The organism is Massilia sp. BSC265 (assembly GCF_000740675.1).
Taxonomy (GTDB): domain Bacteria; phylum Pseudomonadota; class Gammaproteobacteria; order Burkholderiales; family Burkholderiaceae_D; genus Telluria.
On sequence record NZ_JPXI01000024.1, the window covers coordinates 24,865 to 45,011 of the forward strand.

The following is a 20,147-nucleotide window of genomic DNA, read 5'->3' on the forward strand; positions in this document are numbered from 1 at the left end:
TCATGGTTCTGTTTTTCCTCCTCCTCGGTACAGCGGGCGCGGCTGCCGCGCAGGCGCCCATCGGCGCCGACGCCCAGCTCCCGCCGGCCTTGCGAAACCGTCCGGACAACGCGCAGCCGGCGGCAGGGGCGGCATTGCACGCCCAGGCGCTGGCCAAGCTGGAGGCGCAGTTCCGGGCGGCCGACCTGGATGGCGACCGTACCTTGTCGCGTGAGGAGGCGAAAGGTTTCGGGTTCGTCTCCAGGCATTTCGACGCCATCGATACCCGGCGCCGCGGCGCCGTCAGCTTCGACGAGCTGCGCGCTTACCTCGAGAATGCGAAAGCCGAACGACGCTAGCTCATTGCGGACAGGCACCCCGGGTCCGGGGCGGACACCGCCGCAGGAACGCTCCTACGTCAACGCAAGTGTTGAGCACCTTGTCTCCGGCCGCGCATCGCGGTAAGTTGGCGAAACGGAGTTGACATAGGGAGAACCGCCATGCGCGCTTTCATCGTGACGGCAGCAAGCGCATTGTGCTTGCTCGGGTGTGCGACACCCCAAGAAAAGGCAATGAAGCAACAAGCGGAGATGGAACGCATGATGACCGAGTTCGGGCCAGCATGCACGCAGCTCGGCTTTGCAGTCAATTCAGATCCTTGGCGTCATTGTGTTGTCCAGCTGGCCGAGCGGGAGGGTGTCCGGCGCGGCGGCGTATCGACCTCGATCTTCGGCGGCTTCGGCAGCGGAGGACGGGGCGGGCTGGGCATCGGCATCGGTATCGGGCGCTAGCAGGCCGGTAGCCCGGCGATAAGTGAGTTTCCACGCATATCTTTCGAGGTGGACATGGCATTATTCGCGATGACATCCTCATCCGAAAGGGAAGCCATGAAGTTTGTAGCCCAAGCCATGTTCGGCTTATCGCTGGTTGCCGTGAACCCTGCCTTTGCCGCTACCGCAGCGCCCCCGGCGCAGGTGGCGGCGCAAAGTCCCGCACACGTCAAGGCCGTCCAGGACTTGCTTGCCGCCATGCAGGCTGAGAAAGCACTGCGCGGCGTTGCCGCCCGCAGCCGCTACCCGAGCGAAGCGCAGCGCAAGGACGTGTTTGCCAAGCTCGACCGAACGCCGCCTGCGGAGGTTCACCGGCGCCTGGCGGTGCCGATGGCGAAGGTGATCTCCGCCGACACGGCGACCGAGATGACCCGCTTCTACAACACTCCCTACGGCAAGCAGGTCATCCAGAACAGGTACAACAGCGGCCCGCAGATCGTCATGCCGGGCATGAAGCCGGTCGTGCCACCGGAAGAGAAGAAGGAGCGCAAGCGCGCCGCCTATGTCAAGGCAAGCAAGGAGCTCGCGGATGCGCAACCCGTGCTGGAGAGCGAAGCGTTCAAGCTTCTTCAGCAGATCAACAAGGGGCAGCGATAAAGGGACGCGGCTGGCGTGAGCGCCAGCCCACGCGCATTTCTGGTACGGTCTCTCCAACAGGAATCGATGGAGGCACCATGAACAACCAGATCGTACGTGTGATCGAGAGCGTCCAGGACGCGGAGCGCGCGCGCCAGGCGCTGCTGGACGCGGGCTTCGACCGGGACGGGATCGAAATCAGCCATACCGGCGACGAAGCCGGACCCGCGGAGGCCAATTTCACGGTGGGCGACTCGCCCGAAGTGAAGGGCGGCACGGACTACAAGGACGTGTACACGCCGGGGCTGGAGATCGGCAAGTGCGTCGTCACCGTTACCGCCGATGAATCGCGGCTCGAGAAGGCCGCATCGATCCTCGAGTATCACGGCGCCAAGGACAACGACCCCGCGCACAGGCATTGAAACGGAACAGGCGCCATCCGGCGCCCCTTATCAGGCTCAGCTCCAGCTGAGGTCCGTCTTGCTCAGCGGCAGCTGACGCACCCGCTTGCCCGTCGCCGCGAAAATCGCATTGCACACGGCCGGCGCCAGCGGCGGCAGGGCAGGTTCGCCCAGGCCGATCACCGGGTTGTCGGTCTTGATGAAGTGCGTCTCGATCCTGGTCGGCGTGTCCGGCATGCGCAGTAGCTGGTAATCGTGGAAGTTGCTCTGCACGATGCGGCCCTTCTCGATATTCAGCTCCGGGAACATCATCGTCGACAGGCCGTCGATGACCGAGCCTTCCACCTGGTTCTCCGCGCCCGACAGGTTGACGATCTGCGAACCGACGTCGGCCGCCACCACTACCCGGTCCACCTTCAGCTTGCCTTCGCGCGATACCGTCACTTCGGCCACCTGGGCCACGTAGCCGCGGTGGCTGAAGTGGAAGGCGATGCCCTGGCCCTGGCCGCGCGGGAAGGTCTTCTTGCCCCAGCCGGCGCGCTGCGCCACTTCGACCAGCACCTTGCGCATGCGCTTGACGTCGTAGGGCTGGCCGCGTTCGGAGCTGGACGGCATCAGGTCCTTGTTGCCCAGCAGTTCCAGGCGGAACTCGAGCGGATCGCGCCCGCCGGCGTGCGCCAGTTCGTCGATGAAGCTGTGCAGCACCCAGGAGAACACGCAGCTGCCCGGCGCCCGCCATGGACCCATCGGCACGCGGGTTTCGAGCATGGTCTGCTCGAACAGGCAGTTCTCCAGCCAGCGGCCCGGGAATTCGTCGGCCGCCAGGTTCCCGCCGCTGCCCGGCTGGAGCACGCGCTTGCCGTCGCGCTCGACGCGGTTGGCGAAGGTCACGAAGTGGTTGTGCCAGGCGAGCGCACGGCCGGCGGCGTCGACGCCGCCGCGCAGGAAGTGGAAACCGCCCGGGCGGAAGTGGTCGTGCTGCAGGTCGTCCTCGCGGGTCCAGGTCAGCTTGACCGGCGCGGCGACCCGCTTCGCGATGGCGGTCGCCTCGACGATGAAGTCCGAGCTCAGGCGGCGGCCGAAGCCGCCGCCGCTGCGGATGATGTGCAGCGTGATCTTCTCTTTCGGGATGCCGAAGGTGGTGGTCACCAGGGCCTGGCCCGAGCCCGGGTTCTGGGTCGGCGCCCACAGTTCCAGTGCGCCGTCGTCCTTGAACCAGGCGGTGCAGTTCTGCGGCTCCATGCTCGCGTGCGAGATGAAGGGGTAGCTGTAGGCCGCTTCCACGACCTTGGCGGCCTTGCCGAGCGCGCTTGGGACGTCGCCGTCCTTGCGCACCGTGGCCGCCCCTGGCTTCTTCGACGCGGCCTGGGCCTGGGCCGTGAAATCGGCCCAGCTGTGGTGCGCGCCTTCGCCTTCGTCCCACACCACCTGCAGCTCGCGGCGGGCGCGCATGGCGGCCCAGGTCGAGGTGGCAACGATCGCCACGCCCGGACGCAGGCCGTTCAGGTTGCTGGTACCTTCGACGATGAAGGCGTCCTTCACGCCCGGCATGGCCTTGATCGCGTCCAGGTTGGCGCTCACCGGCTTGCCGCCGAAGACCGGGCACTTGGCGTACACGGCGTAGAGCATGCCGGGCAGGCGCACGTCGATGCCGAACAGCGGGAGGCCGGCGACGATGGCCGCGTTGTCCACGCCGCCGATCCGGGTGCCCAGCAGCTTGTAGGTGGACGGGTCTTTCAGTACCACGCTCTGCGCGTCCGGAACCGGCAGTGTCGACGCGGCCGCCACCAGGGCGCCATAGCCGAGGCGGCGCTTGCTGGGGCCGTGGACGACGGCGCCATTGCTCGCTGCGCATTCGGAGACCGGCACGCGCCAGGTGTCGGCCGCAGCCTGCACCAGCATCATGCGCGCCGCCGCGCCGAGGCGGTGGAAGTTTTCGTAGTTGTTCGGGGTCGAGGTCGAGCCGCCGGCACCCTGCGGTCCGTAGAGTGCCGGGTCGAGGTCGCCCTGGACGATGCGTACGTCTTTCCAGTCCACTTCGAGTTGTTCGGCAATCACCATCGGCAGCGAGGTCTTGATGCCCTGGCCGATCTCGGGCTGCTTCGAAATGAGCGTCACGCGGCCGTCGCGGCCGATGCGGATGAAGGCGTTCGGTGTGAAGTCCGCTGCCGGCGCAGTGGCCGCGTTGGCGGTCGCTGCCAGCGCTCCTTCGGCCGAGATGCCGAGCATGAAGGCGCCGCCGATGGCCGTGGTGCGCAGGAAGCTGCGGCGGGAAGGGGAGGACGGTGCGGTCGTCGGCATACTCATTTCTTGCCCTTTCCAGTTGAAGCAATCTCGGCGGCGCGATGGATGCCGGCGCGGATGCGGGTGTAGGTGGCGCAGCGGCACAGGTTGCCCGCCATCGCTTCATCGATCTGGGCGTCGGTCGGCTTGGGGTGCTGCTTCAACAGGTGGCAGGCGCTCATGATCTGGCCCGACTGGCAGTAGCCGCACTGCGGCACGTCGAGTTCCTGCCAGGCCTGCTGCAGCGGATGCTGCGCCTTCGGATCGAGGCCTTCGATGGTGGTAATCTTCTGCTTGCCCATGCTGGAGACCGGCGTCAGGCAGGCGCGCGCGGGAACGCCGTCGATGTGCACGGTGCAGGCGCCGCACTGGCCGAGGCCGCAGCCATACTTGGTGCCGACGAGGCCGAGGCTGTCGCGCAGGGCCCACAGCAACGGCGTGTCGGGTTCGACGTCCACGGCCTGTGCCTTGCCGTTGATGTGCAGCGTGTATTTACTCATGCGGTGCCTCGTCCTTAGCGGGAGAAATAGGAGGAATGCAACATGCTAATCGAATCGACCGGTCTCAACAATATTGACGGGGTCTTTCTCCAACGAGACGGTATGGATACAAGGAGTATGTAATACTTTGTCATCCTGCTGATCCGTTTCCTGTCATGTCATGACCCATCAAGGTCTACGTCTGGCACCGGCGAACCTCAAGTTGCGGCTCGCTTCGGTGGCCGCAGTACTCGTGTTCGCTGCAACCCTCCTGGTGACCCTGTCTACCCTGTCGGTCGCCGAGCGCGGCACGAAGAGCGTGATCGGCGACCAGCAATACACGCTGCTGTCGGGGGCAGCCTCCTTCATGGATGACCGCCTGGCCGAGCGGCTGGGGCAGGTGGAAGCGCTTGCCGCCGCCATCCCGCCGCCGCTACGCACCGACTGGGCGGCGCTGCGCGCGTTTCTTGCCGACCGGGCGCGCCTGTGGAGTCCCGCCGAGAACCTGAACCTGGTCGTCTTCGATGCCGAGGGCGAGATGCGCCTGTCGTTGCAGGCACTGCCCGGACCGACCACGCTCAATGTCCGCGGAACCGATTACTTCGAGCGGGCAGTCGAGACGCGCAAGGGCGTGATCTCACGGCCGATCCGCAGCCGGCTCACCGGCAGCCACATCGTGGTCTTCAGTGCGCCCGTGCTGGACCAGGCGGGGCGGGTATCCGTGGTACTGACCGGCAGCGTCGATCTGCGCCGGTCCGGCTTTCTGCACCAGCTCAGCACCCTCAAGCCGGGCAGGACCGGCTACCTGTTCCTGATGACCGCCGATGGCGTGATCATCGACCATCCCGACGAAACGCGCCTGTTCCAGCATGTCGGCAGTACCCCGGGCGTCAACCGGGGCACCGACCGCGCCCTGGCCGGCTTCGAAGGCTGGCTGGAATCGCGCAGCAAGGACGGCACCGATTCGATCTATGCCTACAAGCGCCTGCGCACCACCGGGTGGATCCTGGCGGCGCGCTACCCGAGCGCCGAAGCGTTTGCGCCAATGGACCGGATGCGCCGCAACGCCTTCTTCAGCGCCGGCGGGCTGGCGCTGGCAGCCGGCCTGCTGGCCTGGGTGCTGGTGTACCGCTTGCTGTCGCCGCTCCAGGACCTGCGCGACAACGTCGTCGCGATCCGCGAGAACGGCGCCGGCATCGAGGTGCTGCGCGACGGGCGCAAGGATGAAATCGGCGAACTGGGGCGGGCCTTCCATGCGCTGGTGGCCGAGCGCGAGCTGGCCGAGAACCACCGGGCTGCCAGCGAGCGGCGCCTGCGCATGATCACGGACAACCTGCCCGTCCTGATTTCCTATATCGATCGCGAGCACCGCTTCCGCTTCGGGAACGCCACCTACGAAAAATGGTTCGGCATCACGCCCGAGCAGCTGGTGGGAATGCCGGTCGCCAAGCTGCTGGGGACCGGAACCGAGGCGGACATTTCCCCGCACCTGGAACAGGCTTTCAGCGGGCAGGCGGTGACGCATGAGGTGCGCATTCCGGTACGTGGCGAGCCGCGCATCCTGCAGGCCACCTACATCCCCGACCAGCAGCCGGAGGGCAGCGTGGCGGGCGTGTATGCGCTGGTGCACGACATGACCCACGTGAAGGAAGTCGAGGAGCAGCTGCTGCAACTGGCGCGGGTCGACACCCTGACCGGCATCGCCAACCGTCGCATGTTCGGCGAGACCCTGCATCATGCGCTGGACCGTGCGCGCCGCAGCGGCAAGCCGCTCGCGCTGGCCTACCTCGACATCGATCACTTCAAGAAGATCAACGACACCTTCGGACACGGCATCGGCGACGAAGTACTGACGGAATTCGCGCGCCGCCTCGCCGCGGGGGTGCGCGCCACCGACACGCCGGCGCGCCTGTCGGGCGACGAGTTCGTGGTGATCTTCGAGGAGATCGGCACGCGCCTCGAGGCCGAGCGCATCGCGGCGAAGATCGTGGAGAGCATGCGGGTGCCGTTCCGCACCAGCGCCGGCCTGGTACAGGTATCGACCAGCGTCGGCGCGGCGCTGTCGCAGCCGCGCCAGCCGCAGGAGCAGTTGTTGGCGGCAGCGGACAGTGCGCTCTATGCGGCAAAGGGAAAGGGGCGGAACGGCTACGCCTTCTTCGAAGGGTAGGGTGGTCGGGGGGAAACAGTCCAGTGGACTGTTTTCCCGACCGCGCGTTCAATTCACGCACGCGACGTGGCAGCTGCTATCGGAGCTGAACGCGCGGCCGGACAAGCCGGCCACCCTACGTAGAACAGCACCTTAAAGCTACGGACCCTCCTAGCTACGGACCCTGCGAGCTACAGCCCCTGCGGATACGTTTCCGGCGGCTCGTCCGAATGCCAGCCGCTGGTCGCGTCCAGCGGCGTCACCGCGCTGGTGCGGTCGATGTGGATCACCGCGTCGAACTGCTGCGGCAGCTGGGCCATGAAGTAATGGCTCTGGCGTTCGGTCCGCGGCAGGTAGAGCACGCCGATGGCGCGTTCCAGGCGCTCCTCCATCAGCACGTCGCGGGCCGGGCCCGGGTCGCGCAGCGGCAGGAAGAAGCGTTCGATGCCGACGCTGTGCAGCAAGTGCTCGTAGCTGCCCGGCATGCCGGGCCGGACGTGCTTGTGCTCGGCAGGGCCGTCCCATTCGGAGGCCGCCGTCACCCGGCCGTGATAGGTGCTGAACCCGATCAGGCAGGCATCCTGGCCGTAGGCCTTGCGTGCCAGCTCGCCGACGTTCCATTCGCCCTGGCGGCCGATCTCGGTGGCGCGGGCATCGCCGATATGCGAGTTGTGTTCCCACACGACGATCTTGGCCGGAGCACCAGGGCGCGACAGGTGGCGCGCAAGGGCGTCCAGGGTTTCGGCCATGTGGCTGTCGCGCAGGTTCCAGGACGAAATCCGGCCGCGGAACATGGTGCGGTAGTATTCCTCGGCGTTCTTGACCAGGCGCGCGTTCTGCTGCGCATAGAAGAACGCATCTTCGGCGCAGGCGCCGTCGGCCTGCATGTAGTCGAAGGCACGCTGCTGCAGGTCGTGCAGCGCCGCGTGCACCCCTTTCTGGCACGATTCGGACAAGCCGACGCTGGCGGCATAGCCGTAGTGCTGGCTGTCCTGGTCGTAGTGGTCGAAGCAGGCATACCGTCGCCGGGTTTCCTCGGCGGCGACCGGGTCGACCTCCTCCAGGTAGCGCAATACTTCCTGGATCGAGGTGAACAGGCTGTACAGGTCCAGCCCGTAAAAGCCCGCCTTGGCGGCGTTGCCGCTTGCGCCCGCCGCGTCGTTGCGCTTGCGCAGCCACTCGACGAAGTTCAGCACCGAGGTGTTCCGCCACATCCAGGCAGGGAAGCGCTCGAAGCCGGACAGGGCGGCGTTCCCGTCGGGATCGGCGCCTTCGCCGCGCACGTAGCGGTTGACGCGCCAGGCGTCGGGCCAGTCGGCTTCGACCGCCACCGCCGTGAAGCCCTTTTCCTCGATCAGGCGTCGTGTGATGCGCGCGCGTTCGTCGTAGAACTCGGCGGTGCCGTGGGTGGCTTCGCCGAGCAGCACGAAGCGCGCATCACCGACGAGATCGAGAAGCGGGTCGTAGTCGGAGGCGCCGCCGGTGAGCGGCCTTGCCGCCGCACGCAGCGCAGCGGTCTCGTAGTCGGTGACGGTCGCCATGGACAGAAAGCCCCGGTCAGTGCAGGTAGCGGCTGCCGGACTGCTCGGCCGGCGGAATCATCGCGCCCTGGGCGTGCTCGTCGTGCTTCTTCATGCGCGGCAGCTTGGCCGGCGTGTTGTCGCTGACGCGGTAGGTCTTGTCCCGGGTGTTCTGCCACAGGAGGGCCAGGCCGGCCAGTCCGATCAGCAGGCCACCCGGGGAACGACGCATCAGGCTGAGCAGGCCCAGCACGCCGCCGCCTACCAGGGCCGGATGGGCAGCCTCCCGGTAGTCATTGCTGCGGTAGTCCGGGCTGCCATAGTCCTGGCGGTTATATGCGGAGTTGTCACTGCGCGTGCTGCTGCGGGAGCCGCGCAGCCACCTCGACAGGCCACCGCGCCCACGGCTCTCGTCGCCATACTGGTGGCCAGGCTCGTACCTGCCCGGCTCGTAGTCGTCGTAGCGGGCCAGCGTACGGCCGGTGTCGGCCTCATGGCTGCCCACGCTGCTGCCGTCTGCACTTGCCCTGGCGCGATCGCGGAGGCGTTCGGCACTGTCCTCGAGGCGCTGGGTCGCCTCCTGGGCGCCGTGGTGGGCGCGCTCGAGCATCGGCGCCGCCTGCGCCTGCAGGCGGTCGGCGCCGCGCGACAGAGCGCTGGTGGCGCTGTCCTTCAGCCCGACCAGCCGGTCGCCGGCGCTGTGCAGGGCATGGTCGACCGTGGCCCCGGTGCGGGCCCCGGCAGCGCGCATCGCGGACAGTGCGCGCGAACGGCGCGCGGAGCCGCGTTCGGGATCCAGCAGGTACATCAACAACGCGCCGGCCGCTGCCGCACCCAGCCATTTACCTACGCTGCCCACATCGGTTGCCGTTTCGGTTGGAATTGGTTTCATGTCCGCTCCTTTCTGTTGTCCTGGTTGCCCTGCTGGTTGGCAATCGGCATGGCGGGTGTCGCCCATGCCTGCGCCAGCAGGTCCTGTACTTCTTCGTCATCCGTCTGCCCGAACGTCCGGTAGAACTGGCCGACCGCGTGAAAGCGGAGCGGGGCAAGGGGGCAGACGACTTCGTCGGCTTCCCGCGCGAGCCGCTTCAGGGTGTCGGGCGCACCCACCGGGGCTGCCACGACCAGAAGCGCCACCCGGTGCTTGCGCACGACCTGGACCGCAGCCAGCATGCTCGCCCCGGTCGCGATGCCGTCGTCGACCAGGATCACGCAGCGCCCCTCGAGCCGGGGCGCCGGGCGTCCGCCCCGGTAGAGGCGGTCGCGCCGCCCGAGCTCGGCCAGTTCGCGCGCGGCCACCCGGTCTACCTGTTCCTGCGTCACGCCCATCAGGCCCGGCACACCCGGTTGCAGCACGCATACGCCGCCGCTGCCGATCGCGCCCATCGCGTATTCCTCGTTGCAGGGCATGCCCAACTTGCGCACCAGCAAGACATCGAGCTCGGCACCGAGCGCCTGCGCCACTTGGAAAGCCACCGGCACGCCGCCGCGCGGCAGGGCGAGCACGATCGGGTCGGCCTGGCCGGCGAGATGCCGCAGGCTGCGCGCCAGCTGCCTGCCGGCGTGGGTGCGGTCCTTGTAGCCTTCGGTGTCCGGCATGGTGAAACGCATAGCATGAAAAACAGCGCGAAAAACAACGCGAAAAACAGCGATGGCGACACGCAAAACGGCCGCGCCGCGCCGCGGCAGGGCGCCGCAACGCGGTCGGCGGACCATGGATAGCGCCTGGCGCGTGGCCGGGCGATTACTGGATGGTCAGGCGGCGTGCTTCAGTGCCCTGCTTTTTGGGCAGGCTTAGCTGCAGTACGCCGTTCTCCAGCTTCGCCTGTGCCGTACCGTCGTCGACCTCGGTGGGCAGGGCGAAGCTGCGCATGAACCTGCGTGCGGTGCGTTCAGCATACACCACGGTTTCACCGTCGCGGCGTTCGTTTGCCGAGCGGCATTCCGCCTCGATGGTGATGCGTTGGCCGTCGACCGAGACCTTGACGTCCTCCTTGTTCACGCCGGGCAGTTCGGCCTGGATTTCGTAGGTTTTGTCGGTTTCGGTGACGTCCAGGCGCGGCGTGGCGGCACCGTCGCCCGCCCATTGCCCGCCCTGTGCGAGCGGGGCGAAGAAGTCCTGGAACATGCTCTCGACCATGCGTCCGAACCCGTCATCGACGGCACCCGGACGGTAGGCCGGGAGCGGGCTGCTGCCCCTCCTGATGAGATTCATGATGGCCTCCATGGATGAAAGTTCTGGAATGTGCCGGCGGCCGCCGGCACATTATTTATAGGATGGGAGCGGCCAATTTTCAAGAGGAGAGGAGCGCGATCTGGGGAGCCGGAAGCAGCTGTCCCGACCTGGTCCTCACCCCAGCAGCCTGCGGTGGAAACGCAGGTGATCCTCGACGAAGGTGGAGATGAAGTAGTAACCGTGGTCGTAGCCCGCGTGCCGGCGCAGCGTCAGCGGCTGGCCCGCGCGCGCGCAGGCTTCCTCGAAGGCTTCCGGATACAGCTGCTCGGCCAGGAATTTGTCCGCCAGGCCCTGGTCGACCAGGATCCCGCCCGGGAAGGGCGCCGTGTCCATCGCGGCCATCAGCGCGCTCGCATCGTACTGGCGCCAGGCATCCTCATCAAGACCCAGGTAGCCGCCGAAGGCCTTCCGGCCCCACGGGCAGCGCATCGGCGCGGCGATCGGCGCGAAGGCCGATACCGAGCGGAACAGAAGCGGATTACGCAGCGCCATCATGAGCGCGCCGTGCCCACCCATCGAGTGGCCGAAGATGCCGACCCGCGCCGGGTCGACGGGCAACTGGGCCAGCACCAGTTCGCGCAGTTCCAGGATGTGGCTGTACATGCGGTAGTGCTGCGACCATGGCGCCTGGGTGGCGTCGACATAGAAGCCGGCGCCCGCGCCGAAGTCCCAGCTGTCGGTCTCGCCCGGCACGCCGGCGCCGCGCGGGCTGGTGTCGGGCGTGACCAGGACCAGGCCTTCCCGCGCTGCCACGCGCTGGGCACCGGCCTTGATCATGAAGGTCTCTTCGGTGCAGGTCAGGCCCGCGAGGTAGAACAGTACCGGCAGGCGCTCCTGGGGCAGGCCATCCTGAGGCAAGCGCTTGCCTTCGACGCCCGGCGGGAGGTAGACGGAAAAGCGCATGGGCAGGCCGGTCGCCGTCGAATCGAAGCGGTAGAAGCGCTGGACGCCGCCGAAGCAGGCGTGTTCGCTGAGGAGCTCTAACATGGGTTTATACTGGATGAGTGGTCAATCCCGCAAGTATGCCCTGTGGCGTCGGAGCCTGCCAGTCAGACGAATCCGAGCGCGCCAAGGAGAGCGCCGGCGCCGAGCATCCACAGCAGGTGCAGGCGGGTACGCCAGATGACAAGGCAGCTCACCGCCGCCAGCAACCAGAGCGGCCAATTGCTTGTCTGCGAGCCGGCACCGGCAATCAGCCAGCTGGTGGCCAGCAGCATGCCGATCACGATCGGCGCCATGCCCAGGCGGAAGGCGCGAACCGCCCGCAGTTCGCGGTTGCGGTGTCCCCACTGCGCGACCTGATAATTCAGGATGGAGGAGGGCAGCAGGATGCCGGCCATGGTCAGTGCCACGCCGGCAAAGGCGGCAGCCGGACTGCCGGTATTCATCCCCAGGTGCCAGCCCATCAGCGCAACGAACAGCACGTTCGGGCCAGGGGCTGCCTGCGCCAGCGCGATCGCGTCGGCAAACTGCGATTGCGCCAGCCAGCCCTTGTCCTCGACCAGGAAGCGCTGCATATCGGCGCTGACGGAGATCGCGCCGCCGAACTGCATCAGCGACAGCATCAGGAAATGGACGAACAGGCTGGCCCAGTCGTCCCATCCCAACAGGAGCGGCGCCGACATTATCGCAGCCTGCGCCAGGCCAGCAGGCAGCCCAGCGCGCCCAGCGGCGGCAATACCCAGACCAGCGGCACCCGCAGCCAGGCCAGCAGCACGAAGGCCGTCGCCACGATTCCGGCCGACCAGGACCGTGGAACCGGGTTCCTCGCCAGCGCGGCGGAAAGCCTCAGGCCGGTGGCGGCGATCAGTCCGGCGGAGACCGCCGCCATGCCGCGCAGGGCGCCGGCCACGGCGGGACGGTCCGCGTACTGTGCGTGGAAAGCCGCCAGTACCAGCACAAGCAGCAGTGGCAGCGCGAGCAGGCCCGCGACGGCGGCCAAGGCCCCGGCCAGTCCGAACCAGCGCGCCCCGATCATGATCGACAGGTTGAGCACGTTCGGACCGGGCATGATCTGGGCGACCGTCCAGTCCTCGATGAATTCCTCCCGCGTCAGCCAGCGCTTGCGCTCGACGAGCTCGTGCTGCACGACCGCCAGCACGCCGCCGAAGCCTTGCAGGGCAAGGACAGTGAATGAAACGAACAGGTCGGTGAGCGACGTGGGCCGGGGGCGGTCCGGGTCGGCGGCAGCGGGAGGCGGAGCACACATCCCGGGATTATCGCCGGGTCTGCGCCGCCCTGTCCACGCACCGGCAGGCGATCAGCCGCCGCCGATACCGCGCATCACCTTGCCGCTGCCGCCGCAGTTGGAACAGGGCCGGCCATCGGATAGCTTGCCGCTGCCGGCACAGGCTTCGCACACGTCTTCGCCTGCGCCGGGCGTGCCGGGTTCTGCTTCGTCGCCGGGATTCAGGTCGGGGTCGGGTTGGGTGCTCATGGGGGTCCTCGCAGTGGTTGGTTGCGCGGCCATTGTAGGCGGCGTCCACAGGAGGCGGCGCAGCGCTGGACAGGCGCAATGCCCTAAGCACGAAAAAGGCAGTCCGGCTTTGATTTGTGTCTCATATTGACATTGTTTGCGCTTGCCCCATACTTCGGTGCAGCCGCAACACCCTTTATCCGGAAAGGCCAGGCGCGCGATGAATCCTTCCAGCACCTTCCTGAACAACGCAGACGGTGCCATCGGCGCCGAATCCCGGCGCGACGGGCGCCAGCGCGACATCGTGGATGCCGGCATCGCGCTCATGAGCGTTGCAGGCACCCTGTCCGCACTCGAGTACCTCAAGTCGCATGCCGTCGATGCACGGGTCATCGCGCGCGTCCTGTCGGATCCGGCTAGGCGGCGCAGCAGCCCCGGTCTGGCCCTTGCCTGAGAGCTGCCTGCGCTCTACGCGGTTCAGGCACGGTTCAGGCGGGTGGGGCTTATACACAATACTATCCCAAGAAAAATTTTGTGCTTTGGCGTGCCTGTTACGCCACAGTTGCACGATGGTCAAGCATAAGCCCTTGATTTCAGGTGCTATCGCGATTGCCTTCCCAATAGGCAAATTGTTGAAAACCGCACGGATGGCCGCATTCGGCGTGTCAAGCCCCCGCTTTTCCACATAGTTATTCACAGACTTTGTGGATATCAGGAAAACTTTTTAAATATTAACTACTTAGCACTGTCTATGCATGTAATCCTTGACCTGATGCCAGGAAATTCGTGGCCCCCAATCGTGCGCGGGCTTGACTCCAGAATTCTTGAGGCTTGCGCAACACAACTGGATAAATGTACAGTGTGACATTTGCTGCCGTCAATTCCCTGTATCGCCCATGTCTGCCATTCTTGAACAGCCTGCCACCGATGATCCCTTTGCCGGCCTGAATGCTGAGCAACGCGCCGCGGTCGAGCACGACATCGGCGCCGCGAGCGTGCGGCCGCTGCTGGTGGTGGCCGGGGCCGGATCGGGCAAGACCAATACGCTGGCGCATCGCGTTGCGCGCCTGATCCAGTCCGGCGCCGATCCCCAGCGCATCCTGCTGCTGACCTTTTCGCGGCGTGCGGCCGGCGAGATGAGCCAGCGCGCCAGCGGTGTGCTGCAGCGCCTGCTCGGCAAGGGCGGCTCGCTTGCCGCTCAGGTAACGCTGCCCTGGGCCGGGACCTTCCACGCCATTGGCGCGCGCCTGCTGCGCGCGTACGCGGGCCGCATCGGCCTGGACGAGTCCTTCACGATCCACGACCGTGGCGACTCCGAGGACCTGATGGGATTGGTGCGCCACGAGATCGGCTTGTCGAATACGGAGAAGCGCTTCCCGTTGAAGGGCACCTGCCTATCGATCTACTCGCGCGTCGTGAACAGCCGCGAGTCCCTGGAAACCGTGCTGCAGTCCACCTTCCCCTGGTGCAGCGAATGGGAAGGACAGCTCAAAACCCTGTTCGGCGCCTACGTCGATGCCAAGCAGGAGCAGAACGTCCTCGACTACGATGACCTGCTGCTGTTCTGGTCCGAGATGGCGTGCGACCCGGTGCTCGGCCCGGAGATCGGCGCCCTGTTCGACCACGTGCTGGTGGACGAGTATCAGGATACCAACCGCCTGCAGGCGGCCGTCATCACGGGCATGAAACCGTCCGGCGAAGGCGTGATGGTGGTCGGCGACGACGCCCAGTCGATCTACGCCTTCCGTGGCGCGACCGTGCGCAACATCCTCGACTTCCCGAAGCAGTTCTCGCAGCCGGCCGAAGTCATCACCCTGGAGCGCAACTACCGCTCGACCCAGCCTATCCTGGATGCCTCCAACGCTGTCATCGCCGCCGCCCGCGAGCGCCATGCCAAGACGCTATGGACCGACAAGGCGTCCAGCCTCAAGCCGCAACTGGTGCTGATCCCGGACGAAGCCGAACAGGCGCGCTGGGCCTGCAAGCGCATCCTGGAACACCGCGAAGCGGGGATGCCGCTGAAGTCGCAGGCGGTGCTGTTCCGCGCAGCCAGCCACAGCGCGGCGCTGGAACTGATGCGACGAAATATTCCCTTCGTGAAGTTCGGCGGGCTGAAGTTCCTGGAAGCGGCCCATATCAAGGACGTGCTGGCGACCCTGCGCTTCGCCCAGAACCCGAACGGGCGGATGGCCGGTTTCCGCGTGGCCCAGCTGATCCCAGGCATCGGTCCGGCGACCGCCACCCGCTTGCTGGATGCGGTGGGCGAGGCCACCGACCCGGTGGCGGCCGTCGAAGCCTTCGCCGCGCCGGGCAAGAGCCTTGATAATTGGGCGGCCTTCAGCGCGCTGTACCGGCGCCTGCGCGCTCCCGGGCTACGCTGGCCGGCCGACATCGAGCTGGTCAAGCAATGGTATCTGCCGATTCTCGAGCGCCTGTACGACGATGCCCAGGTGCGCGCCGCCGACGTCGAGCAACTGGCCGCGCTGGCGGGCGGGCACGCGACCCGCGAGAGCTTCCTGGCCGAGATCACGCTCGACCCGCCGGAAGCCACCAGCGACCGCGCCGGCGCGCCATTGCTCGACGAGGACTACGTGATCCTGTCGACCATCCATTCCGCCAAGGGGCAGGAGTGGAAGTCGGTAACGGTACTGAACGTGGTGGACGGCTGCATCCCGTCCGACATGAGCACTGGGAACAACGACGACATCGAGGAAGAGCGGCGCCTGCTGTACGTGGCGATGACGCGTGCCCGGGAACACCTGCAGCTGGTGCTGCCGAACCGTTTCTTCGTCAAGCAGCAGGGCCAGATGGGCGACCGCCACGTCTACGCAGCGCGGACGCGCTTCATCACCCCGGTCATGTTGGGGCATTTCGAAGAAACCACCTGGCTCAGCGCGGACTCGCAACAGCTGCGCAAGCCAGTGCCGGCGAGCGTGCGGATGCTGGTGCGGGAGCGGGCCAGGAACACGTGGAAATGAGCGAAGATCGGCACACGTTCGGGACTTATCCCCCGTGAGACGATTTTGTAGGAATAAGCCCTAGATACCCACACTGTACGAAACCGAAGCATCGCCAAGTCATTGATTTTACGGGTTTTTTAATTTGCCTGCGGAACGGGCAATTTGTTGAAACCCGCATCATTGCTGGTCTTTCAGCTTGTCAAGTAGTGCTTTTCCACATCTTTATCCACAGTTCTTGTGGATATTGAGGAATTTCTTTTAAAATCAAACGCTTAGCCGGCAAAGCTTGATAATTCTCAAGCTATTTCAGTGGATGGTGACAAGGTCATCCACACGTATTGCCGCTCGCCTGTTTCAAGCGATCTAATTCGGCGAGAAAGCGTTCTGCAGCCAGGCCTGGCGGCCACGGTTCCCATGGTGTGCAAGCGAAGTAGGGCACCAGCGGATCCTGGTCCAGCACCTCTGCGCGGATCTTCAGCGTGCGTCGTACTTCTTCGGGCGTCCACCCGGTCACGTGCACCGCTTCGCTTGCCGCCGCGAGGCGGTCGGCCTGCTTGTGCAGCCGGTGCTCCTTTTCGGTCCAGGCCGGCAGACCATAGCGCAGGAAGACCATCTGTTCCAGGCGCTTCGTCAGGGCGCGGAAGCCTTCGCCCAGGAAGGGCTTGATCACCGAGATGGCATCGAAGCCGAGCAGGCCTTCCTCGGCGTCGTGCAGCAGCTCGCGCAGTTCCTGCACGGGCGTGGGCCTGGGCGCGATGGCGCGGCGCAGCAGCATGACGCTGAGCGAGTGCTGCGCCACCGACAGGGGCAGCGGCCAAGCCGAGTGCCCGCCCCAGCGGTAGGTGCGCGCCAGCCCCAGCGCCAGGTCGGCGTCGTCCCAATCGAACGGAGTCGGGTTGAGCAGGTCCAGGCGCTTTCCAGAGGGCATGCGGACCCAGGCACGCACCTCGGCGCTGGATGAGTTGTGCATGTGGCGATTCTACACACGGGCAGGCGCATTCTCCGCATAATTGATACAAGCAAAGATGCTCCACGACCGAGTCCCTACACTGGACCGGATAGGCGGGACCGGCCCGCGGACAGGAGGCGATATGAACGATGACACGCAGCTGCAGTGCGACGTGCTGGTCGTGGGCGGCGGCATCAACGGCGCGGGCATTGCGCGCGATGCGGCCGGGCGCGGGCTCCGGGTGGTCCTGTGCGACAAGGACGACCTCGGGTCCCATACCTCGTCCGCCTCGAGCAAGCTGATACACGGCGGCCTGCGCTATCTGGAGCACCGCGAGTTCGGCCTGGTGCGCAAGGCGCTGCTTGAACGCGAAACCCTGCTGCGCAGTGCGCCGCACATCATGCATCCGCTGCGTTTCGTGATGCCGCACGATAGCGCGCAGCGGCCGGCCTGGCTGATCCGCGCCGGCCTGTTCCTCTATGACCGCCTGGCGCCGCGCGCTTTCCTGCCCGGCTCGGAAGCGGTCGAGCTCGCGGCCCACCGCGCCGGCAGCCCGCTCAAGCCGGCCTTTGCGCGCGGCTTCGTGTATTCGGACGGCTGGGTCGACGATGCCCGGCTGGTGGTGCTGAATGCGCTCGACGCGCACGAGCGCGGTGCGACCGTGCTCACCCATACGCGCTGCGCGGCCTTCGAGCGCCATCCCCATTACTGGATAGCGACGCTGGTGCAGGGCGAGCGCAACCGCAGGCGCAGCATACCGGTGCGGGCGCGCTGCCTCGTGAATGCCGCCGGGCCGTGGGCGGCGCGGGTAGCGCAGGTCGCCACGGGCAGCGCCCCCAAGCGCCGGCTGCGCCTGGTGAAGGGCAGCCACATCGTGGTGCCGCGCCTGTTCGACCACAAGTACGCCTACATTTTCCAGCACCCGGACGGCCGCATCGTCTTCGCCATGCCCTACGAGGGCGCGTTCACCCTCATCGGCACCACCGACGTCGCGTTCCAGGGTGACCCGGACGGGGTAGCGATCGCCGGCGCCGAGACCGCCTACCTGTGCGAATTGGCCAACCGCTATTTCCGGCGCCAGATCGCACCTGCGGACGTGGTGTGGAGCTACTCGGGCGTGCGTCCGCTGCTCGAGGACGAAGCCGCCAGCGCCAGCGCGGCCACGCGCGACTACCTGCTCGGGCGCGATACTGCCGGCGCGCCGCTGCTGTCCGTTTTCGGCGGCAAGATCACCACCTACCGCAGGCTGGCCGAAGAAGCGGCGGACTGGATTTCCGGCGTGCTCGGCCGGACCGGGCCGCGGTGGACGGCACAGGCCGTGCTGCCGGGCGGAGACTTGTTCGGCAGCGCACCAAGCAGCCGTGCCGTACTCGAGTTCGACCGCTGGGTCGCGGCGCTCGAACGCCGCCACCCCTGGCTTCCTGCCGGCCTGGCGCTGCGCTGGGCGCGTGCCTACGGTACCCGTGTCGAGATACTGCTGGCGGGCGCTGCCGGCCTCGACGACCTCGGTGAAGAGGTGGCGCCCGGCCTCTACAGTGCAGAGTTGCGCTACCTGATGCGGCACGAGTGGGCCGGATGCGCCGAGGATGTGCTGTGGCGGCGATCCAAGCTCGGCCTGCACCTGCCGCCGGGCTGCGCGGACCAGATCAATGCCTGGATGGCGGCTGAGCGCCCGCAGGCCGGCGAGGTCGCGCTGACGGAGCCGGCCTGATCCTGTGTGCCGGGCGCTGGCCGCTTTGCGCCAGCTTCGCGCTATCATGGGCATCCCTGCCCAACGATGGAAACAGCCATGCGCCTGTATGTCAGCCCCCGTGCGCCGAACCCGCGGCGCGTCACCATGTTCATGGCGGCGAAAGGAATCGACGGGATCGAACTGGTCGACGTCGACCTGAACGCCGGCGGCCACCGCAGCGCCGAATTCACCGCCCTGAATCCGCTGGCCCGGGTGCCCGTGCTGGTGCTCGACGACGGCCGCGCGCTGAGCGAGACGCGTGCGATCTGCACCTACCTCGAAGGCCTGTATCCGGAACCGAACCTGATGGGACGCGATGCTACCGAGCGCGCCTTCATCGAGATGGCCGACCGGCGCATGGAGCTGCACCTGATGCTGGAAACGGCGCTGTGCGTGCGCCATACGCATCCGGGGCTGGCGGTGCTGGAGCAGCCGCAGTTCCCGGAATTCGGCGCGGCGCAGGGGCAAAAGATGCGCGCGACGGCGCGCTGGCTGGATGGGGAACTGGCCAGGCAGCCTTACGTGGCGGGGGAGCGGTTCACGATTGCCGATATCACGGCATTCTGCACGATCGAGTTCGCGCGCGGTCTGCTGAGGTTCCGGCCCGGGGAAGAGGGGATGCCGCACCTGCAGGCATGGCGGGACCGGATTGCGGCCGAGTACAAGAGCTGATGCGCCGGTTAACCGCGTGGGCAGGAAACCTGCCCACCCTACGGTCATCGTGGTGTCGTAGGGTGGGGGGCTGGTCCGCCCACGCGGTCAAGCAGCCGTAGAATCAGCGAACGCGTTTATACCACCCGCCGTCCTCGAACAGCGGCTGATAATCCATCACGCCCGCATCTGCCGGCCCCAATTCGCGGTCCAGTCCCAGCACCCCGAACAGCGACAGGCTGTCGCGGAACAGCCGCAGCACGCGCTGGCGCAGCAGCGGGCCGAAGTCGGGCAGGGCGCGGCGGCAGATGATGCCGTGGAACTCGTTGAACGAGGCATCCGTCACCAGGCTGTACTGCGCCCAGGTGATGCGTTCGCGCAGGCGCGGGAGCAGGCGCGCTTCACCATTCGAGATCTCGAAGTAGTCGCTAAGGCGGCCATTGCCCCCGCTGGCCTCGTACTGTGCCTGCGACTCGGTCAGCTGTGCTACCGGCAGCGTGGCGTTGCGCACTTCGAACAGCAGCTCGTCGCTGCCGACGGTGGCGAATACTTCGGTGCGCCCGTACAGCTTTTCCTCGGCCAGCAGGATCGCCAGCGTCCAGGCCTCGGCCACGCCGGCCGGTTCGGCCAGCCAGACCTTGGGCAGGGCGGTCGGGCGCAGGCTGTCGCCGAGCGCGGTGCGCAGGCGGCGCGTGTCCTCCGGCAGGTCGAACAGCGGTGCCGGCGGCACCGCAAGCACCCGCATCAACTCCTGGGCGACGCCGGCCTCGTGCAGCACCCGCTCCTGCAGGCTGGAGATGGTCGCCAGATGTCGCGTGCGCAGCAGTGCGCACAGCTTCTCGCGCAGCTTGGGCCGCGCGTAGCCACGGAAATCGAAACCGAAGCGCTGGTAGACGGCTTCCAGCAGCAGTTCGAGCTCGAGTTCCTCTGTCGCCTGAAGGTTGGCGAGTCCGGCAAACCCGGGCCAGGCGCTCAGTTCACCCATCACC

At 66.8% G+C, this 20,147-nt stretch carries 21 protein-coding genes; 9 read left to right on the top strand and 12 right to left on the bottom strand.

The window, feature by feature from the left end:
• Positions 1–2: 2 nt before the first annotated feature.
• From MA09_RS04720 to MA09_RS04735, 4 genes are all read left to right on the top strand, one after another.
• Entirely contained in the window at positions 3–338 is a 336-nt protein-coding gene (locus MA09_RS04720; protein ID WP_161783195.1) for an EF-hand domain-containing protein, read from the top strand.
• Between the two features lie 213 nt (positions 339–551).
• Entirely contained in the window at positions 552–770 is a 219-nt protein-coding gene (locus MA09_RS04725) for a hypothetical protein (protein ID WP_051933176.1), read from the top strand.
• Positions 771–824: 54 nt separating this feature from the next.
• The gene (locus MA09_RS04730; protein ID WP_152594564.1) at positions 825–1,406 is read left to right on the top strand and encodes a hypothetical protein; all 582 of its coding nucleotides are present in this window, start codon (positions 825–827) and stop codon (positions 1,404–1,406) included.
• Positions 1,407–1,483: 77 nt separating this feature from the next.
• Positions 1,484–1,807 (top strand): hypothetical protein, encoded by a 324-nt coding sequence (locus MA09_RS04735; protein ID WP_036245839.1) that lies wholly within the window; start codon positions 1,484–1,486, stop codon positions 1,805–1,807.
• A gap of 36 nt (positions 1,808–1,843) precedes the next feature.
• On the opposite strand, the gene MA09_RS04740 is transcribed toward MA09_RS04735, so the two are convergent.
• Together MA09_RS04740 and MA09_RS04745 are read right to left on the bottom strand one after the other, a co-directional pair.
• Positions 1,844–4,087, bottom strand: coding sequence for a molybdopterin cofactor-binding domain-containing protein (locus MA09_RS04740; protein WP_152594565.1), 2,244 nt, complete (start codon positions 4,085–4,087; stop codon positions 1,844–1,846).
• Positions 4,088–4,089: 2 nt separating this feature from the next.
• Positions 4,090–4,569 carry a (2Fe-2S)-binding protein gene (locus MA09_RS04745; protein ID WP_036245841.1) on the bottom strand — a complete coding sequence of 160 codons (480 nt, stop codon included), beginning with the start codon at positions 4,567–4,569 and terminating at the stop codon, positions 4,090–4,092.
• A gap of 232 nt (positions 4,570–4,801) precedes the next feature.
• On the opposite strand from MA09_RS04745, the gene MA09_RS04750 reads away from it, so the two are divergent.
• Positions 4,802–6,715, top strand: a complete 1,914-nt coding sequence (locus MA09_RS04750; RefSeq protein WP_229440561.1) for a diguanylate cyclase domain-containing protein — start codon at positions 4,802–4,804, stop codon at positions 6,713–6,715.
• 170 nt (positions 6,716–6,885) lie between these two features.
• On the opposite strand, the gene MA09_RS04755 is transcribed toward MA09_RS04750, so the two are convergent.
• The 8 genes from MA09_RS04755 to MA09_RS25005 form a co-directional block, all read right to left on the bottom strand.
• Positions 6,886–8,235: an erythromycin esterase family protein gene (locus MA09_RS04755; RefSeq protein ID WP_200883028.1), complete on the bottom strand. Its 1,350-nt coding sequence runs from the start codon at positions 8,233–8,235 to the stop codon at positions 6,886–6,888.
• Between the two features lie 16 nt (positions 8,236–8,251).
• The gene (locus tag MA09_RS04760; protein ID WP_152594566.1) at positions 8,252–9,106 is read right to left on the bottom strand and encodes a hypothetical protein; all 855 of its coding nucleotides are present in this window, start codon (positions 9,104–9,106) and stop codon (positions 8,252–8,254) included.
• A complete protein-coding gene (locus tag MA09_RS04765) occupies positions 9,103–9,813 on the bottom strand; it encodes a phosphoribosyltransferase (protein WP_200883033.1) in 711 nt (236 codons plus the stop codon). Before MA09_RS04765 ends, MA09_RS04760 begins: the two co-directional genes overlap by 4 nt.
• Before the next feature lie 145 nt (positions 9,814–9,958).
• Positions 9,959–10,429: an Hsp20/alpha crystallin family protein gene (locus MA09_RS04770; protein ID WP_081897437.1), complete on the bottom strand. Its 471-nt coding sequence runs from the start codon at positions 10,427–10,429 to the stop codon at positions 9,959–9,961.
• A gap of 135 nt (positions 10,430–10,564) precedes the next feature.
• Positions 10,565–11,437 carry an S-formylglutathione hydrolase gene (fghA, locus tag MA09_RS04775; protein ID WP_036245851.1) on the bottom strand — a complete coding sequence of 291 codons (873 nt, stop codon included), beginning with the start codon at positions 11,435–11,437 and terminating at the stop codon, positions 10,565–10,567.
• Between the two features lie 62 nt (positions 11,438–11,499).
• Positions 11,500–12,075, bottom strand: a complete 576-nt coding sequence (locus MA09_RS04780; RefSeq protein ID WP_036245853.1) for a chromate transporter — start codon at positions 12,073–12,075, stop codon at positions 11,500–11,502.
• A complete protein-coding gene (locus MA09_RS04785; RefSeq protein ID WP_036245855.1) occupies positions 12,075–12,659 on the bottom strand; it encodes a chromate transporter in 585 nt (194 codons plus the stop codon). Before MA09_RS04785 ends, MA09_RS04780 begins: the two co-directional genes overlap by 1 nt.
• 51 nt (positions 12,660–12,710) lie before the next feature.
• A complete protein-coding gene (locus MA09_RS25005) occupies positions 12,711–12,887 on the bottom strand; it encodes a hypothetical protein (RefSeq protein WP_200883029.1) in 177 nt (58 codons plus the stop codon).
• Positions 12,888–13,086: 199 nt separating this feature from the next.
• On the opposite strand from MA09_RS25005, the gene MA09_RS04790 reads away from it, so the two are divergent.
• Entirely contained in the window at positions 13,087–13,320 is a 234-nt protein-coding gene (locus MA09_RS04790) for a hypothetical protein (protein ID WP_036245856.1), read from the top strand.
• Between the two features lie 442 nt (positions 13,321–13,762).
• Positions 13,763–15,844 (top strand): ATP-dependent helicase, encoded by a 2,082-nt coding sequence (locus MA09_RS04795; protein ID WP_036245858.1) that lies wholly within the window; start codon positions 13,763–13,765, stop codon positions 15,842–15,844.
• 307 nt (positions 15,845–16,151) lie between these two features.
• On the opposite strand, the gene MA09_RS04800 is transcribed toward MA09_RS04795, so the two are convergent.
• Positions 16,152–16,796 carry a phosphohydrolase gene (locus MA09_RS04800; protein ID WP_036245859.1) on the bottom strand — a complete coding sequence of 215 codons (645 nt, stop codon included), beginning with the start codon at positions 16,794–16,796 and terminating at the stop codon, positions 16,152–16,154.
• A 121-nt stretch (positions 16,797–16,917) separates the two neighbouring features.
• On the opposite strand from MA09_RS04800, the gene glpD reads away from it, so the two are divergent.
• Positions 16,918–18,486, top strand: coding sequence for a glycerol-3-phosphate dehydrogenase (gene glpD, locus MA09_RS04805; RefSeq protein ID WP_036245861.1), 1,569 nt, complete (start codon positions 16,918–16,920; stop codon positions 18,484–18,486).
• A 78-nt stretch (positions 18,487–18,564) separates the two neighbouring features.
• Positions 18,565–19,179 carry a glutathione S-transferase family protein gene (locus MA09_RS04810; protein WP_036245862.1) on the top strand — a complete coding sequence of 205 codons (615 nt, stop codon included), beginning with the start codon at positions 18,565–18,567 and terminating at the stop codon, positions 19,177–19,179.
• A 103-nt stretch (positions 19,180–19,282) separates the two neighbouring features.
• Here the strand turns inward: MA09_RS04810 and MA09_RS04815 are convergent, their stop codons facing one another.
• Positions 19,283–20,143, bottom strand: coding sequence for a CheR family methyltransferase (locus MA09_RS04815; RefSeq protein ID WP_036246158.1), 861 nt, complete (start codon positions 20,141–20,143; stop codon positions 19,283–19,285).
• Positions 20,144–20,147 lie beyond the last annotated feature (4 nt).